Annotated in this window: 9 protein-coding genes and 1 tRNA gene; 2 read left to right on the forward strand and 8 right to left on the reverse strand. The window is 59.1% G+C overall.

Annotated features, from left to right (window positions below):
• Window positions 1-162: 162 nt before the first annotated feature.
• A complete protein-coding gene (locus SH664x_RS04200; protein ID WP_437205301.1) occupies window positions 163-651 on the reverse strand; it encodes a BLUF domain-containing protein in 489 nt (162 codons plus the stop codon).
• A 131-nt stretch (window positions 652-782) separates the two neighbouring features.
• Window positions 783-1,799, reverse strand: coding sequence for an endonuclease V (locus SH664x_RS04205; RefSeq protein ID WP_437205302.1), 1,017 nt, complete (start codon window positions 1,797-1,799; stop codon window positions 783-785).
• A 252-nt stretch (window positions 1,800-2,051) separates the two neighbouring features.
• Between SH664x_RS04205 and SH664x_RS04210 the strand changes: the two genes are divergently transcribed.
• Window positions 2,052-2,804, forward strand: a complete 753-nt coding sequence (locus SH664x_RS04210; RefSeq protein WP_437205304.1) for a class I SAM-dependent methyltransferase — start codon at window positions 2,052-2,054, stop codon at window positions 2,802-2,804.
• Window positions 2,805-2,933: 129 nt separating this feature from the next.
• Here the strand turns inward: SH664x_RS04210 and SH664x_RS04215 are convergent, their stop codons facing one another.
• Together SH664x_RS04215 and SH664x_RS04220 are read right to left on the reverse strand one after the other, a co-directional pair.
• On the reverse strand, window positions 2,934-6,680 hold the full coding sequence (locus tag SH664x_RS04215) for a beta strand repeat-containing protein (RefSeq protein ID WP_437205306.1): 3,747 nt from the start codon (window positions 6,678-6,680) through the stop codon (window positions 2,934-2,936).
• A 344-nt stretch (window positions 6,681-7,024) separates the two neighbouring features.
• Window positions 7,025-7,612: a thioredoxin family protein gene (locus SH664x_RS04220; protein WP_437205308.1), complete on the reverse strand. Its 588-nt coding sequence runs from the start codon at window positions 7,610-7,612 to the stop codon at window positions 7,025-7,027.
• A gap of 549 nt (window positions 7,613-8,161) precedes the next feature.
• Between SH664x_RS04220 and carB the strand changes: the two genes are divergently transcribed.
• Complete coding sequence (gene carB / locus SH664x_RS04225) at window positions 8,162-11,443, forward strand: carbamoyl-phosphate synthase large subunit (RefSeq protein ID WP_437205310.1); 3,282 nt, start codon at window positions 8,162-8,164, stop codon at window positions 11,441-11,443.
• Window positions 11,444-11,736: 293 nt separating this feature from the next.
• Here carB and SH664x_RS04230 read toward each other — a convergent pair whose 3' ends face one another.
• The 4 genes from SH664x_RS04230 to SH664x_RS04245 form a co-directional block, all read right to left on the reverse strand.
• Complete coding sequence (locus SH664x_RS04230; RefSeq protein ID WP_437205312.1) at window positions 11,737-12,690, reverse strand: LysR family transcriptional regulator; 954 nt, start codon at window positions 12,688-12,690, stop codon at window positions 11,737-11,739.
• 1,024 nt (window positions 12,691-13,714) lie between these two features.
• Window positions 13,715-13,787 (reverse strand) — tRNA-Lys (locus SH664x_RS04235).
• A gap of 485 nt (window positions 13,788-14,272) precedes the next feature.
• The gene (gene mdoH / locus SH664x_RS04240) at window positions 14,273-16,318 is read right to left on the reverse strand and encodes a glucans biosynthesis glucosyltransferase MdoH (protein WP_437205314.1); all 2,046 of its coding nucleotides are present in this window, start codon (window positions 16,316-16,318) and stop codon (window positions 14,273-14,275) included.
• Window positions 16,315-16,887 carry a hypothetical protein gene (locus SH664x_RS04245; RefSeq protein ID WP_437205316.1) on the reverse strand — a complete coding sequence of 191 codons (573 nt, stop codon included), beginning with the start codon at window positions 16,885-16,887 and terminating at the stop codon, window positions 16,315-16,317. Before SH664x_RS04245 ends, mdoH begins: the two co-directional genes overlap by 4 nt.
• Between the last annotated feature and the right edge of the window lie 606 nt (window positions 16,888-17,493).

Consider the following 17,493-nt stretch of genomic DNA (forward strand, 5'->3'; position numbering starts at 1 on the left):
GGCGGAGCCGTTCCAATTACGCTGAACTGGTCCAGATTGTTGAGGGAATTTCTTGGCGCATTTCCGGAATTGAGACTGGAGCAGCCTCCATCTCCTCGTATCCGCACAGCAAACACTTCATGGGAAGACCGGCTCGTTTTCGCGGGGCCACCACGGGACGCATCAAATGTCATATTGCGAGATGTGCGGGGTGAGCTCTCCCGCAGCCCGCACCCCCCGACCCGTGTCGACTTTCTGGCTCCATCGACAGAATCGGAATTCTGCCAGAAGCCGTGCTGCCTGCAGGCCATCGTGGCGGGAGGGAGCACCCTTGCGACCCACGAATTCGGTGAAGCCTCGAATCCCCTTGACCCACGGAGCGTCCCCGTTGACGAAACCCATGCTCCAGCCGACGAAGATCGGGCGGCTGATCGAACTGCAGCACAACTGCTGCAGCCAACGATGTCGCGGATCGACCTTGATGCGGGCGTAAGTCGCTTCGACCGCCTCATCAGGCCCTTCCAGAACCTGCATGAAGGAATTCTGGTAGGACAGGAGCAGTCCGGTAACGCCGCAAGCTCCATTCTTTTGTCGCCACCCCTGCAGCAGTTTCATCAGATCCGACGTTGAGAACGGAGTGACGGCGGCGCTGGTGTAAATCAGTTGGATCATGGCGAGGGGCGGGATGCGGGCGCAAAGCTGCTCGACCGTCAGAACGGCGTGAGGAGCGGCACCCTACCCCGACTTTCCGCATGAGGGCAATGTCGAAATTGACAGAACGCGCACGGTCTGGAGTTCTCTGGTCAGGAATCTTCCCGGGCCTGTTTGGACTGTTTTGTGAGGCGGTCTGCCAGAGACGTTGGTTCGGGCAGACGGTGTCCCCTGAGGGCTGATTGAGCCAGCGACAGCGCATCTCGCAGTATGACACGATGACCGGTGGAGATGTAGAGGGGCTTTGTTGATTTTGAAGAATTCAGAACCAGCCCGATCGTCTCGTTTTGCTCCACAACTGGGGCTCCGGTGGCAGGATTGGGGGCCGTCCCTGCGGAAGTCACTTTCCCGCAGAGCAGCGATTTGCCTACCCCAATCACCGGGTGGTCGAGCAAGACCCCCAGGCAGGTCGCAATTCCGGCGCGCCACGGATGCAATCGGCCGTTGCCATCGCAGAAAATCACATCCGCCAGCTTTCCAGCTGACCGAACTCGTTGACACAGCTCCAGCATGATCGGCAGTTCACGGAACGTCAGATAGCCGGGGATGTAAGGGAAATCAACCGGGACGCGAAGCACCTCACTGTGGAGCACCTGCAGCGTGGTCGCCTCCAGTTGAACGTAAGCGGCAATCGCCATTCCTCCGGACTGATAGGCGACATCGATTCCACCAAGAGTGCGGGGAGGTGCCGACAACGGAACTTCGCGAGCCTGCGCCCCGAGGGACTTCTGAAACGTGCGGAGTTCTTCCAGCGGTCGAGCCGAGGCAAACCGGGTGAACGGAGCATTGACCTTGACCCGACCGGTGTCGGACACGTCGATTCCTTCGCGCTGCAGCAGCCGGGCCTTGATTGCCGGATCTCCGACGACGAACAGCCCGATTTCCCCATTGGCGCGGACCACGCGATGGCAATGGCAGTCCGGCAGATGGGGATGGTCATTCAGGAACTGTCCGAGCCAGCGGGCACTGCGAGACTGGTCGTCGCCCAGGGCGTGGGCGAGTGCACCATACGTCGTCACCCGGCCCGCCGGGATCTGGCGGAGGAGATCAAGGACAGCAGTCCGCAAGTCCGGCAGCGGAGGGAATTCAGGGTTCGGGTGGGGTGGCATCGACATTCAGTGTAGCGAGGCGACAGCGTCGAACCAGCAGGGAATGCCGTGGCGGGAGAGAGGCGACTTCCGGGAGGCGAAGGACTGGTCTGTACCTGTCGAGGGGATTCCTGCTATGTAGCCGCATCCGAACAGCCCCTGTGGCACGGAATGCCCGGTGCCGCAGTGCGATCAAGTCGCTGCCGGCCGAAGGAAGTCCGATCACTCGGCAATGACGGCTCGCAGGAATTTCGTGAATCAGGTGGCAGAATCATGCAACTCGCAACGCAACTGGAATCGGTCTCCAGCTTCAACAACGATCAGGTGCGGGCCGCCTACACCAGTGGTGAATATCTCGACCACAACCCGACATGGCATGTGGAAGATTCGCCGTGGAAGGCCCGGCAGATCCTCAGCATGCTCCAGCGGCATTCCCTGTCGATCGGAACGGTGGCCGAAGTCGGCTGCGGTGCCGGAGAGATTCTGCGGCAGCTGCAGTTGCAACTGCCGGAAGAGGTCCGCTTCTCCGGCTACGATATTTCGCCACAGGCGATTCAGCTGGCGAAGCAGCGTTCAAATCCGCAACTGCAGTTCTTCCGGGAAGACCTGACGCAGTCCCGCGAGCACTTTGACCTGATGCTGATGATGGATGTCTTCGAGCATGTGGAGGACTACATGGGCTTCCTCCGCAAAATGCGGCCCCGCTCGACGTATTCGATTTTCCATGTGCCGCTGGAGCTGTCGGTGCAGACCGTGTTCCGGGCGAAGACCTTTCAGCAGGCGCGCGAATCGGTCGGGCACCTGCACTACTTCTCTCGCGAGACGGCACTCGCTACGTTGCGGGATACCGGTCATACGATTCTCGACGAGCGATACACCTCGTGGAGCATTGAATTGCCGCAGAAGACGTGGAAGCGCCGACTGGCGGTTCTGCCCCGCAAGCTTCTCGCAGCGCTCAGCCAGGACTGGGCTTCGAAGCTGATCGGGGGCTTTTCCCTGCTGGTTCTGACCCGCAACGAAGAGTGACACTCTGTGGCAGACAGGACTCCGTAAAAGAAGGTGGCCAGCGACTCCTCGCGGAAATCGCCGGCCACCTGCCTGACCTGAAACCCGTTGACTTCAGGGTGAGAACCGGACACTCGAATCGACGGGGCTTTAGCCCACCGGCAAGTCCACTGCATTCGAAAACTCGGAGGTGTTCCCCTTGGAGTCTGTCGCCGTCGAGGTGATATAGTAGTTCTTCAGTTCCGGAATCGGGCCGTAGAAGGTGAACTCGACATTCCCCTTGGCGTCGGTTTTCACCTGTTGCGACCCGAGATAGACCTTCCCGTTCGATCCGTCGAGATTGCTGGCAAAGAACTCCAGCGTGAACTTCGAGTTCGCCTTGGAGTTCAGTGTGCCGACAATTTCCAGTCCCAGCGGGTGCAAGGCTGTCGACGCCAGGACCGGGGCGTTCTGGTTATTATTGGCATCGATGCCGATATCAATGCCCAATCCACCATTACTGTGGATCGAGTTTTCGTAGAGGGCATTCTCGCTCCCAGAGCGGACCTCGATGCCATTCAGGGCATTATAGGCAATGATGTTCGAAGCTCCCCCCACGGTCCCGTTCGAGGTCGCGGAGATGCGCCCGATCGTGTTCTTCGAACTGTTGCCGATCAGGATGCCGTTCCCGCCGTTGCCGATCTGGGAGCGGCCATTGGCAGCGGTGCCGATCAGCGTTCCGACCACGGTATTCTTCTGCGTGCTGTGCATCTCGATGCCGTGTGCCGTGTTGCCGCTGATCACCGTCAGCAGGTTCGGATCGGTCGTGCCAATGGTCACCTGCGATGTGCCATCGCTGATGAACACTCCGTTGTGTCCGTTGCCGAAGTTGTCATAACCGAAGATATTCACGCCGATGTAGCTGGCGTTGATCGTCACTTCGCGGGCGGAGTTTTTAACTTCGATCCCGTTGTTGCCGTTCGCGGAAATCACGTTTTGCGGAATGATGTTGAAGGTATAGCTGGTGCTGCCGATGATGACATCGCGTGCCGAGCCGCCGACTTCGATTCCGTTGTCACTGTTCCCCATGGCTGAGGTCCCATCGGTATTCATCCCGATGATGTTGCCGTTGATCCGCACTCCTTTGGCTTTGCCGGAGACTTCGATCCCGTCGTCACCGTTGTTGCTGACGACATTGGTGCGAATCTCGATTCCCCCGCCGGTGGATGTAATCAGCATCCCGTCACGGCCGTTCCCCAGCGTGGTGTTCAGCGTGAAGGCGGCCAGCCCGGCAAAGGTATTGTAGGCGATGAAATCCTTGACCTTGTCGCGGACTTCCAGTCCGTTCTCGCCGTTCGCGGCGACCACATTCCCGAGGGGAATCGGTCCGCCAAATGTGGTGCGGGTGGAAGACCCTTCGATCTGCACTCCGTCGAGTGCGTTGCCGACCGGGGTGTTATTGTCCGCTCCCAGACCGAAGAAGTTGGCCTGAATGATCGTATCGTTCGAGTTGCTGACCCGCAGACCGTTGCCGCCGTTGCCGCTCACCACGTTGTAGAAGACGAACGGATCCTGGTTCTCGAGGCAGCCGATCAGCTGGTTTCCGTGGGCATTCACGATCGCCACGCCGTCGAGGGTGTTCCCCAGGGCGTGGTTGCCGTCGGCCGTCGTGCCGATGTAATTGCCGCTCAGGGTGTTCTGGGTGGCTTTGCTGCTGATCAGCACCCCGTTCTGGTCGTTTCCGGAGATCAGGTTTCCCTGTGGCGGACGGGCGAAAACATTATTCGTCGGGTCGTTGCCGCCGGTGGCCTGTCCTCCGATCATGTTATTGGCTGATCCACTGGTGATCAGAATGCCGTTGAGGCTGTTGCCGAGGTCGTGGTATCCCTTGCCATCGGTTCCGATCAGATTCATGCTGATCTGGTTGTTGTCGGAGTTGTACAGGCTGATTCCGTTCCCCTTGTTGCCGCTGATCACGTTCGAGGTCGTGAACCCGACATCGATTGTGGCCTGGAACGAACTGGTGTCCGATTCTCCGATCACCACGCCGACGACCTGATATCCGTAGACGGAGTTGGAACTGGAGATATTCGTGGTCGGGTCGTAGCCGGTGACATTCAGATCGACCCAGGTCGCCTTGCCGAAGGTTCCATCGGCGTTGCGGCGCACACTCACCCACGAACCCTGAGAGGGGTTGCCCGAACCGACCTCCAGAGAGTCGGCGTTCAGCGTGTACGTTCCCTTCTCAACACTGCTGATCCCTTCGAAGTGCGTGACAACATTCACTCCCTCAGGATATTCGAACGTCGTCCAGTTGCTGAATTTGCCCGTGGCAGCATCGTAGTCGACAATATAGGCCTTGCCGATCGGCGTCTCGGGATTTGTCAAATTGTGGGTGGCTGACAGGCTGTAGCCGCCCACAATCGTGTATTTCCCTTCGCCGTTGTGCCAGATCCCGTAGGCGGTATTGCTGAGAGACCCGGGATAGACAATGTCAGTCAGGAAAACATCATTTTCCACGTCGTACAGGAAGGCGTGCCCCGGACCGATCTCGAGATCATAAGAACCGTGATCAAGCGGGCTGTCGTAATTCCCAACTGCCAGACCCCCCATCACACTATGCACATAATTGTACTTGGCACCGGGATAATTGATGGTGCGGTAATTGGCGGCATTGGCCAGATCGGTAATGGCCCCTTCGAAGATAAACCCGTTCACCTCGACTTCTGCGGTTTCATAGTCGGAATTCTTGTAGCTGCCGACCAGCTGAACGAAACCGTTCTTCAGATCGTTGGGGCCGTAGACGCTGGTGGTCAGCGCGTCCGGATAATTCACGGCATAGCTCAGGCCAACACCGTCAATGGTGCCATGGAACAGCAGTCCATTGTCGTCGGACGTGCCGACGATCAGGTACTGGCCATCGTTATCTGTGCCGCGGATTCCCTGCCAGGCACTGACAGGCTGCATCGAGACATGCTCGGTGTCGAAGTACGTCACCCCCTGTACGGGATCGATGCGACCGATCAGATTGCTGTCGGCGTCCTTGAGTTTGACTCCGTCCCCGTCGTTGCCCAGGGCTGATTTTCTGTTCGCAGCCAGCCCCACGATATTCCCTGAGATGATGTTGGCGTACGATTTGCCATCGAGATAGATCCCGTTCAGGCCGTTGCCGGAGATCACATTCCCCGCCTTGCCACCGATGACGTTCACAGATGACTTGCCGGTGAGCCAGATCCCGTTCTTGCCGTTCCCCCGGTCCAGCAGGCCGGTGACGTCGGTACCGATCAGGTTTCCGTCGATCCAAGTGGCGGAGGTGTTTTTCAGGAGGATTCCGCTGTCGCGGTTGGCGGAAATGACGTTCCCGTTCCCTTCATCGCCACCGATCGTGTTGCTGATGGAGTTGATAATTTCAATTCCATAGCCGCGGTTGGCGCCGGCGGTGACGCCATCGAGCTGCAGTCCGATGTAGTTTCCGGAAATCGCAATATGGCCGACACCATTGACGGTGATGGCGGTCGAGCTCGAATTGTAGAGCGAGAGACCCTTGATGCTGGATCCGTCTGACCCGGCTTCCAGTCGCAGCCCCGCCTTGCTGTTAAAATTGATGCCGACCACGGGAGCGTCGCAATAGTCCGGCGCGCTGTAGCCATCGATGTGGAGCGTGTCGGTGATTTTCGGAAGCGCGGACTTCAGGTTGATCACGCCGTCGACATCAAAGCGGATCGTGTCTTCCCCGGCTGTTGAGTTGGCGTCCAGAATCGCCTGCCGCAACGAGCCGGCCCCCTGATCCGCGAGATTCACCACGGTGAAGACGGTGAGCAGGCAGCGGTCTTCAAAACGCTCACCAAACGGCGACCAGTGTGAACGCTGACGAGGTTTCGCCCAAGACTTGTTGATCCTGCCAAAAACGCCGCGCATGGACTGAACTCCGCCGAGAGAGAGGGATAGCTGTAGAAAGGTGATACAGAACCTCTGTACTATTCGGCATCAGTTCACGCAGAATGTCTAAATTCTCCAACTGACCTCTGTGTTATTATTGTTCAATGTTCTCTCTGACGATTCTTCCACGGAATCCGAAGTGTTGACCTGTTCATTCAGGTCGAGTCGGTCTCTGCGGTCCGATTGCAACACGCCTAGCGATCAGGAGGCCGGCACGCGACGGCAGGATGCCGGGAACGGACCGCGGGGCACGGGCTCGTGTCAAAAAAAGGAGACCGAGGGGCGCCCCGGTCTCCTGGAGTAGAAAAGTTGTTCGTCAGCGATCACGGGTTCGGGAGTGCGAAGTAGTCGGGCTCCTGTCCCGGCTTCCACTTAATGTTGCAACCGATGCTCGGCTTCTGGTCGGCGGGAACCGGTCGACCCTCGAGAGCGCTGCTGCAGGCTGCACGCAGGTCAGCCCCGGTGATGGGGATGTCGGTCTTGGGGCGACTGTCATCGTACTGCCCGCGGTAAACGAGTTTGCGTTCTTCATTAAAGAGGAAGAAGTCTGGGGTGCAGGCAGCCCGGTACGCCTTGGCGACCGACTGGGTCGCATCGAACAGGTAGGGGAAGACGTAGCCGGCGCGAGCCGCTTCGGCCTTCATCTGTTCAGGACCATCCTGCGGGTAGGCCTCGATGTCATTCGAACTGATCGCCACGATCGCCAGCCCTTTGTCCTGGAACTCGCGGGCAAATTCGGCGAGATGCTTCTGCAGGTGGATGACGAACGGGCAGTGATTGCACAGAAACATGACCAGCAGCGGCTTGCCGGCAAAGTCCTGCAGCGAAACCGTCTTCCCGTCGACGTTCGGCAATGAGAAATCGGGAGCCTCGCTTCCGAGAGAAAGCATGGTGGATTGAACGCGTGCCACGGGTGGTCTCCTCAACAGGTTTTCGACATTCTGGGAGCGGGAAGGGGGAAGGGCGAAAGAGGCCGCGGCTTCGTTTCCCGCGACAACGGTGCCCCGCAACGGTATTACACCATGAACGCAGCGCGGCAGCAAACAGGAGGACGTCTGCGAAGGGGGCGGCGTCTCCCGGCAACCCAAGGGGGCAGTCTCTACCGATCATCGCTCGGCGTTCCCCTGTCGCCGCTGCAAGTCGGGCTGCAGGGAGCCGGCAGGCGATGACGAATCAGTGGGGACTGATGCTGCAGGGGCCACGAAACTGGCCTGGAGGAAAAACCTCAGGGGGTGACCTGCCCGGAGCGCTTCCGGGAATGGCAATTTCCAGTGCACGCTTGAATCACCCACGCAGCTTGATAGCTTTGGAGAAATTTGCGCCGCGCTGCGAGGGGGGGATTTTCTGCCTGAAGCGGGGACTTCGCTGAACAAGCGAGTGGTCCGACGCTGAAGGTCTGCCCTCTTTTTGGCGTTCTCCAGGCGGTACGCCCTCTGCCTTCTTCAAGGATTTTTGAACAAGTGCCACGTCGCGACGATCTGCACAAGATCCTGATCATTGGTTCCGGTCCGATTGTGATCGGCCAGGCATGCGAATTCGATTATTCCGGAACTCAGGCCTGCAAGGCTCTCCGGGATGAGGGATACGAAGTCGTATTGGTGAACTCCAATCCCGCGACCATCATGACCGATCCCGCCACGGCGGATCGGACTTATATCGAGCCGATCAACTGGCAATACGTTCAGAAAATTCTGGAACGGGAACGACCCGATGCCGTGCTGCCGACGCTTGGGGGGCAGACCGGTCTGAACACCGCCATGGACCTGCATCGCCGCGGTGTGCTCGATCAGCTGGGCATCGAAATGATCGGGGCTCGCGCCGACGTCATCGCCAAGGCCGAAGGTCGCGATTCCTTCAAAGCCGCGATGATCAAAATCGGCCTCGATGTGCCGAAGTCGATGGTTGTCCATAACATGCAGGAAGCCCGCACAGCCATGCGGGAGATCGGCTTGCCGATCATCATTCGCCCCAGCTACACGCTCGGCGGACTCGGCGGCGGAATTGCGTACAACAAGGAAGAGTTCGAGGAAAAGGTCCGGAACGGGCTGAAGCTGTCTCCTGTCGGTGAGGTCCTGCTGGAGGAATCGGTCCTCGGCTGGAAAGAATACGAGATGGAGGTCATGCGGGATTGCGCGGACAACTGCGTGATCATCTGCTCCATCGAAAACTTCGACCCGATGGGCGTTCACACCGGCGACTCGATCACCGTCGCTCCGATCCAGACGCTGACCGACAAAGAATATCAGCACATGCGGGATGCCACGTTTGCCTGCATCCGCGAAATCGGCGTCGAGACCGGCGGTTCAAACGTGCAGTTCGCCATCAATCCGAAGAACGGCCGGATGGTGGTGATCGAAATGAATCCTCGTGTCAGCCGCTCCAGCGCGCTGGCTTCGAAGGCGACCGGATTTCCGATCGCCAAGATCGCTGCCAAGCTGGCGGTCGGTTACCGACTCGACGAAATCTCCAACGACATCACTCGCAAGACGCTCGCCTGCTTCGAGCCGACCATTGACTATGTCGTCACGAAGGTCCCTCGCTGGACGTTCGAGAAATTCCCGGATGCCGATCCGACGCTGACGGTGCAGATGAAATCGGTCGGCGAAACGATGGCGATCGGCAGAACCTTCAAGGAGTCTCTGCAGAAGGCCCTGCGGGGGCTGGAAATCGGTCACTTCGGCTTCGGCGGCGGCAAGAAGGATCTCTGGGGAACCGACCGGCAACCGGCGGTCGAAGAGATCCGCAGCAAGCTGGCGACTCCCAATGCCGAGCGGATGTTCTATCTCCGCTATGCATTGAAGGCCGGCTTCAGCATTGAGGAAATCCACACACTGACCTCGATTGATCCGTGGTTCCTGCGACAGCTGCGCGATCTGGTGACACAGGAAGACGAAATCCGTCAGGTACAGCGGCTGGAAGATGCTCCCGCGGATCTGATGCTGCGGGCCAAGCGCTCCGGTTATTCCGATATGCAGCTGTCCGGCTGGTGGCACTCCACAGAAATGGATGTGCGGGCCCGCCGCAAGGAACTTGGAATCATTCCGACCTTCAAACAGGTCGACACCTGTGCCGCCGAGTTCCAGGCTTACACGCCCTATTACTACAGCACCTACGAAGAAGAAGACGAAGGCCCGGCACCGGCCGATCGCAAGCGGATCATCATCCTCGGAGGAGGACCGAACCGGATCGGACAGGGGATCGAGTTCGACTATTGCTGCTGTCACGCCTCCTACGCCATGCGCGAGCTGGGTGTGGAGAGCGTGATGGTGAATTCCAATCCCGAAACGGTTTCCACCGATTACGACACCTCGGATCTCCTCTTCTTCGAGCCGCTCACGACGGAAGACGTGCTCAATATCTGTGATCGTCTGCAGCCGGATGGTGTGATCGTTCAGTTCGGAGGACAGACTCCGCTGAATCTGGCGCGGGGGCTTGAAGCGGCCGGAGTGCCGATCATCGGGACGAGCCCGGACATGATCGACGCCGCGGAAGACCGCGAACGGTTCCAGGCGATTCTGACCAAGCTCGGCATCCGCCAGCCCCCCAACGGACTGGCGACGAGTGTCGAAGGGGCCCGGGTCGAAGCCGCGCGTATTGGATATCCCGTGCTGGTGCGGCCGAGCTATGTTCTCGGTGGCCGCGCGATGGAAATCTGCCACGAGGAGAGTCAGCTCGTGCGGTACATGACCGAAGCGGTCGATGCCTCTCCCGATCATCCGGTGCTGATTGACAAGTTCCTCGAAGACGCCATCGAAGTGGATGTCGACGCCATCAGCGACGGCGTGACGACGCTCGTCGGCGGTGTGATGGAACACATCGAAGAAGCCGGCGTTCACAGCGGTGACTCCGCCTGTGCGCTGCCACCTTACTCCCTGCCGCAGTCGGTCATTGATGAAATCAAGAAGTCGACCTACGCACTGGCCAAAGCGCTGCAGGTGCGGGGATTGATGAACATTCAGTTTGCCGTCAAGAAGACGGAAGAAGAGGATTCCATTCACTACGAGGTGTACATCCTCGAAGTGAATCCGCGCGCCTCCCGGACCTCGCCGTTCGTCTCCAAGGCGACCGGCATGCCGCTGGCCCGCATGGCCGCCAAGATCATGGCGGGGGTCTCGCTGAAGGAGCAGGGGTACACGGAAGAAATTGTCCCGGCGCACACCTCGGTGAAAGAGAGTGTCTTCCCGTTCTCCCGGTTTTCGGGGGTCGACATCATCCTCGGACCGGAAATGCGTTCGACCGGGGAAGTCATGGGAATCGACATGGACTTCGCCGCTGCGTTCGCCAAAAGCCAGATTGCAGCCGGTGTTGAGTTCCCGCTGAACGGCACGGTCTTTATCAGCATGACCGGCGTCCACAAGAAGGCCATGATTGAACCGGCGCGGCGGCTGCGGAATCTCGGTTTCCGCATTCTGTCGACTGCCGGTACCGCCAAGGTCTTCACCGATGCCGGAATCGACGTCGAGACGGTCAAGAAGGTGCAAGAAGGCCGGCCGAACCTGATTGACTTCATGGTCAACGGCGATGTCCAGTTCATCTTCAATACTCCCAGCGGGAAAGGGAGCCGGACCGAAGAGGGACGCATTCGGGCGACCGCCGTGACGTACGGTGTTCCGTGTGTCACAACGTTGCCGGGCTGCTATGCGATGGTGCGGGCGATTGAATATCTGTTCAAGCACCCCACGCCGCATGTCCGCTCGCTGCAGGAGTGGCACGAATCGGTGCCGTTGAGCTCACAGAAGTAGCACCGCGCCTGCGGCATTCGGATTGGGAATCGGCATGCGCCGACCCTGCGCGCCGGGAGTTCGTGGGCTGTGCAGTCGAAGTCACGCTGCGCAGGGGTTTGGAGCGACCGAATTTTCGGCTCTGCCGGCTCGCGTCACGCCCGAGTGCTCGCTCTGTGACTCGCGACGCTGAGCAGACGAGCACGCGGGCGGGAATTGGTCGGCTCGTGTCGACCGCCCAGTCCGCGAGTGATCAGCGCGTCAGGCGTGCTCCAATTGCCACTCCTCGTTCGCGTTGGAACGCAGGGGGAGGCTTATTGGTCGTCAGCCGGACGTCGGCGGGTAATCACATTGTGCAGAATGTCGGCCAGTTCCCGATCGAGCGCCGGGATGTGGGCTCCGGATCGCCACTGGAAACCACAGCGAGCGAAACCGAACCAGCGTCTCAGTGAGCGAACTCCCAGCCCGTGATGCAGGCGGCTGTGGCCGGTGCCGACCACGATTCCCAGCCCCAGGCCTCCACGCACGCAATGCACTGTGTATTCATCGCTGCTGGTTTCGGCGCTGAGCTTGATCCTGTGGTGCAGGTCGTGGCGATGAAAGATTTCCTGCACGCGATGCCGTGAATACGTGTTCTCGTTTCCCAGAACAAGTTCGTAATCGACGATCGATTCCAGCAGGAACGGCTTCTTGCTGAGCAGAGGATGATCGGGTGGAGTGAGCAACAGATACTCGAGTTCGCCGGTCGGCTCGTACGTCAGGGCCGAATTGGTCTGGTCGTCTGGGCCCGGTTCCAGGGTCAGGGCCACGTTGGCTGGCCCCTGTTGAATCTCATCCAGAAAAGAAGTGCTGCCGACATATTTTACCGCGGGTGTGACGGTGGGGTATCGCTGACGGAACTGCAGCATCGCTTCCGTCACTTCATCGACGAGTACGCGGAGCGTGGTGACGATGGTCACCTTTTCGGGGAGAGCGCCTGCCCGCTGGTGGAGCACATCGTGAATGGAATCGAGGCTCGCCAGCAGAGGCTGCGCCAGTTCCAGCAAGTGTCGCCCCTGAGCGGTCGGACGCACCCGGTTGCCGCTGCGTTCCAGCAAGACCAGATTGAGGGTTCGTTCCAGCCCCTTGATCTGTTCCCAGACGGCGGGAGTCGTAAGGAGTAACTCGCGGGCAGCGGGGGCAAAGCCGCCCAGGCGACAGACATAACAAAAACTACGCAACTGGGTTAGACCCAGTTCCTTGTAACTCCGGGAGTCAGCTCGCGTCATTAGTTTTTGCCAATACCGTGTTAAGATGAATTGAATTCCGTCCCGCGAAGTTCCTTGTTAAGACGCACGCTGCCCGCCGCGTTTCAATCAGGGAAAGTCACCCTGGTCAATCTGTTCGTTGGTCGCAGCTCGTGGACTTTTTCAGCCGTTTTGCCTGCCCCGTGCAGCCTCTTGTGCTTGGCAACTGGCAATCTTTCCTGTGGGTAAACAGCATCTCGAGCAATAAATAAGTATTGCGGATCGCATTGACTCACCGCTGACCGTTCACTTCACCCGACGCTGTGCCGTTTATCAATTAACAGGCAATGCACGAATCCGAAAACGGTTGTTGCTCTCAGTTAGCAAGAATCTTAAGACTGCGACTCCGATTTTCAAACAGTAACAATCCCTCGCAAAGTGAGGGAAGGGCCGGAAGGCGTATTCATTCACACGCCGTCCGCTGCTCGACTGAAGTGGACGATCGGGAAGTAACCCCTGCAGGCCCAGCCAGAAAGAGCAAGATTCGATCCCGTCTCACGAGCGAATCGACGAAAAAAAGAACTGTGCAGTGATGGATTCAGCGGCTTGCGGGTCCTCGTCGGTGCGGTGGCTGCGGAGATCAATCGTTGTTTGCGTCTTGGAGGTCCAGAATGCATCGGCTCCAGCAGGAAGGGGATCGTCTCATTTCGTCGAACCACGGACCGAGGCGTCGACCCGAGGACTCATCAGTGCGGAGTTTGCGATCCTCCGTCGACTGATCAGCAGACTCACCTGCCCGTTACCGCGAAACAGATTGACTCCCGCCCGGAAGAGTTTCGGAAGCGATGTCAGCGAAATTCGGGCGAAGTCGGCACGATCAGAAGGGGTGTTGACACTCGAGGTGTCGGGACATTGTCCCGGCTTGGCAGGAACGCGTCCCGTAATGATCGCAGCAAAAGCCGCGACGACCGTCCGAAAGCAATGGACGGGGACGTCTCAAGGGCCGGGATTCGGTTCCCGCACCGAGGATCGCAACTTCTGAGATTGCTTGCGATTTCAAAAAAAATGAAGGCGCAGGGATTCGAACCCTGGACCTACGGATTAAAAGTCCGTTGCTCTACCAGCTGAGCTACGCCTTCAACGTCCGGATGACAGGAGCGCGCCGCCGACCGGAGGAGCGATGATACTCCCCGCCGTCAGGTTCGCAACCTTAAGGGGGAAAAAGTCCTGATGCGATTCGCAAATCGCCGGGAACATCCCCGCGAACCGGCGGAATTGCAGGGAACTCCGTCCCACGAAGCAGTTTGCTCTTCCCGGGAACTGCGTCTCGGCAGACCGGAAATCCCTGACCTGCTCACAAACGGTGCCCGGTCAGATTCAAGACGCTCGAACGGACACTGGAGCGGCATGGGCGACCGCAGGTTCAGTGAAAATCCGGAACCGCTCCTCGATCGCGGAGAGTTGCCTCATCTCAGATTGCGAGTCTCGCAGCGTTTTGTGCGGGAGGATTTCGTGCTTTGCGGCTCTGCAATCCGGTGAGTGGGGGAAAACACCCAGGAAGCGAAAACAGGCTGCAGCGACAATTCACTGCAGCCTGGGCGAAATTCAGAGTCTGGCATCGCAGTTACGATGACAGCGCGGAACGACCCAGCCGCAGCCGGCTGCGGATCTGGACGTGCAGATCACGCAGTGCCTGAGCGTCCGAAAGCAGCATTCTCCGGGCATCACGCGGGACAGCAGTCGGGCCTTCCCGAGAGATCAGATCGAAAATCTCACGCAGTTCCTCGCGCGGGGCGGGGATCTGAGAATCGGTCGCCTGCAGGATGTTTCGATGCAAGGCATGGAACGACGGGTCCGTGAGGACCGATCCGAACAATTTGGAGCGATCGAACTGTTCGCACTCCCGCTGGTGAATCCACACCGCTTCCTTCTGGAGATGGAGAATCTCCGGGCAAGTGATTTCTTCAGGGATCAGCAGCAGGCCATGCTGGGCTGTCCGCTGGCCGAGCCGAACGCTGCCGAGGGTCATTGCCAACGGAACCGCGAGAACCAGGCCGGTCACCACCGGCAGGAACCAGAACAGTAGATTGGCGGAAAACAGCCCGATCAGCAGGGCGATGGTGAGACCAGCGATCATGTGTGGGCCGTAGACCACAAGCGCCTCCCCGAGGCTAATATCTTCTTCACCGCGATTCTGGGCGCTCCAGTGGACTTTCTCGCCGAGCAGTGTCGCCACCACAAATCGAGTATGGAAGAACATCATGATCGGGGAGACCAGCACCGAGATGATGGCTTCCAGGGCGACACTGCCGACGACATTGTCCCAGCCCCCAAACTCCTTCAGTCGGGCGGGCTGCTTGAGCAGGGCAATCACGCTCCACAGCTTGGGGAGCATCAGCAGCGACATCGTGATGGCAAAGATGGAACCGGCGCCGAGCAGCCAGGAGGGGCTTTCGGCCATCGAGGGGCCATCAATCATCAGGCCGAGCGTGCTCAGCAGCATAAACAGAAGCCAGAGTGGCGATGACAAGTAGGACATCGCCCCCATTGCCAGATGCAGGCGGCTGATCGGCCGGAACCCTTCGCTGAAGATCAGCCGGATATGCTGCATATTCCCCTGACACCAACGTTGATCCCGTTTTGCGAAATCAAGCAGGGTCGTGGGGCACTCTTCGTAGCTTCCCCCAAGGTCATGGGCCATGGCGACCTGCCAGCCGGCGCGGGCCATCAGCGCCGCCTCGACAAAGTCATGGCTGAGAATTTCGCCACCGAGCGGTGCCTTGCCGGGAAGTACCGGAAGTCCGCAATGTTCGGTGAATGGCTCCACGCGAATGATCGCGTTGTGTCCCCAATAGTTGCTGTCAAAGTGTGCCCAGCTGGCAAAGCCTTCAATGAAAATCGGGCCATACAACCGGGATGCAAATTGTTGCAGCCGCGCGAACAGCGACAGGCGATTGACCGGCGTCGGAGGAACCTGCAGGATCCCCAGCCGCGGGTTGGCATCCATCCGGCGAACCATTTCCACCAGTGTTGCCCCTTCCATGACGCTGTCGGCATCCAGCACGATCATGTAGGCGTATTGTGAGCCCCAGCGCGTGCAGAAGTCAGCGATGTTACCCGCCTTGCGGGCCATGTTCCGGGGGCGGCGGCGGTAAAAGACGCGAGGGTGGACTCCATGTTCGGCGACGAGTCGGGCCCACGTCCGCTCTTCTTCGAGCCAGATATCGGGGTCAGTCGTGTCGCTGAGCACGAAGATATCGAACCCTTCGGATTGCCCTGTCGCGACCAGTGAGCGGAGCATCGCCTGTACGCCCGCGAACACGCTGGCGGGGCTTTCGTTGTAGATCGGCATCAGAATGGCGGTCGGAGTCATCGGGCCATGAGGCCCCTCTGCGTCCGAAGCGCGTGTGGCGGGCTTGTGTCCGCGAAACAGCAACAGCATCATCCCCAGAGTCGCCGTCCAGAAGGAGAAGGCGATCCAGGCGAACAGCAGGCCGAAGAGGGGGAGCAGTCCCCATTCCGCCACATTCACACCACCGATCGCGACGACGCCGTAAAACAGGCGCACCGCACCGAGGGTGCTGACGAGTGTGAGTAATCCGAGGAGCCAGCGCGAAACATGATGGCTTCGCGAGTTGGAAACGGACCCCGGCAGGGTTGGCGAAATCATTGCAATGCCTCCGTGCGACGAAGGGTCGAGATCCAGGCCTGGATCCGTCGCAAGACACGATGCCAATAACCCCGACGGAGCATGGGCCACAATCGTGTTCGTGGCTGGGCACGCATTTCCCGGCGGTTCGGAAACGGGACAATGGGAGAAACGGACTGTTCGAGAACCGCCAGCAGGTGTGCCGGCGGGCGGTCACGATGGCGAATGGCATCGGGGAATTCGAGCAGTACGCTGGCCATCCGGGGGAGGATGGAATCGTTCGTCGGTGCGGAGATCCGGGTGCGGCTGGGGCTGACCGCCATTCGCGCGATGGCCCCTTCTACTTCTTCCATGGCGAGACGGATGGCCGTCTCACACAGTTCTCGCTGCAGGGCATCCCCCGCGACATCGAGTGTGAGGTGTTCTGCTTCCTCCACAATCCGGCGGCTCTCCGCGGCAGTGATTTCTGCGTCGCGGATTCCCCAGTCATGCAGATATTCCGCCACGAGATAACGGGCCACGTCCTGGGGGGACATCCGGGTCCGTAGCTCGCGATAGTGAAATTTTTTGACTGGCGCTGTGTCAATCATCGTTGAGCAATCCTTGGATCAGTTCCGTGCAATGGTTGCCACAAAACTGGGAACACTGGAGTGACGCCAGTGTTCATGGTCTTTCCGTGATGGTGCTTCTTACTTACAAATGGACGTGATCTCAGTTCCAAACGGACGCTGACTTCATCGTGACATGCAGGTGTTGCGAACCGTGCAAAGGCGGATTGCCGACGAGCTTTCCCAGCTCTCTCACCCGGCTTCCGACGTCTTCGATACGTACCGGAAGCGTGATGCGGGCTGCGAACGGGAGCATCAGCAATAATGGGACCACTGCGTAGCGGCGTACCGCCAGACGTCTGTTTCGATCTCGATCCGACTGGGAACTCGAAGGAATTCCTGAATCGGATTGGGTCCCGTCTCCCTTAGAAAACTGTGTGCAAACGGAGCCATCTTGCGTCACTCCCGGACGCGGCCCTGTCAGATTTACAACGTTCGATTGAATGCCTGGCGAAACCTCGTCAGACGTTCCTCCGTGACTCGCCTGGTCAACGTTGCGAACATGTTGAATGTTGCGAACAGGTTGAATGCGGCGAATCCGCTGCCCATCCGTTTGCAGCTTACTTTTCGGAAAGACACTCCACCCGG

It is taken from the genome of Planctomicrobium aquicomposti, from assembly GCF_051466325.1.
GTDB lineage: Bacteria > Planctomycetota > Planctomycetia > Planctomycetales > Planctomycetaceae > Planctomicrobium.

Excerpts from the sequence above, each read along its gene's own strand:
- SH664x_RS04200 (WP_437205301.1), bottom strand. The coding sequence starts at position 651 with ATGATCCAACTGATTTACACCAGCGCCGCCGTCACTCCGTTCTCAACG.
- SH664x_RS04205 (WP_437205302.1), bottom strand. The coding sequence starts at position 1,799 with ATGCCACCCCACCCGAACCCTGAATTCCCTCCGCTGCCGGACTTGCGG.
- SH664x_RS04210 (WP_437205304.1), top strand. The coding sequence starts at position 2,052 with ATGCAACTCGCAACGCAACTGGAATCGGTCTCCAGCTTCAACAACGAT.
- SH664x_RS04215 (WP_437205306.1), bottom strand. The coding sequence starts at position 6,680 with ATGCGCGGCGTTTTTGGCAGGATCAACAAGTCTTGGGCGAAACCTCGT.
- SH664x_RS04230 (WP_437205312.1), bottom strand. The coding sequence starts at position 12,690 with ATGACGCGAGCTGACTCCCGGAGTTACAAGGAACTGGGTCTAACCCAG.
- mdoH (WP_437205314.1), bottom strand. The coding sequence starts at position 16,318 with ATGATTTCGCCAACCCTGCCGGGGTCCGTTTCCAACTCGCGAAGCCAT.
- SH664x_RS04245 (WP_437205316.1), bottom strand. The coding sequence starts at position 16,887 with ATGATTGACACAGCGCCAGTCAAAAAATTTCACTATCGCGAGCTACGG.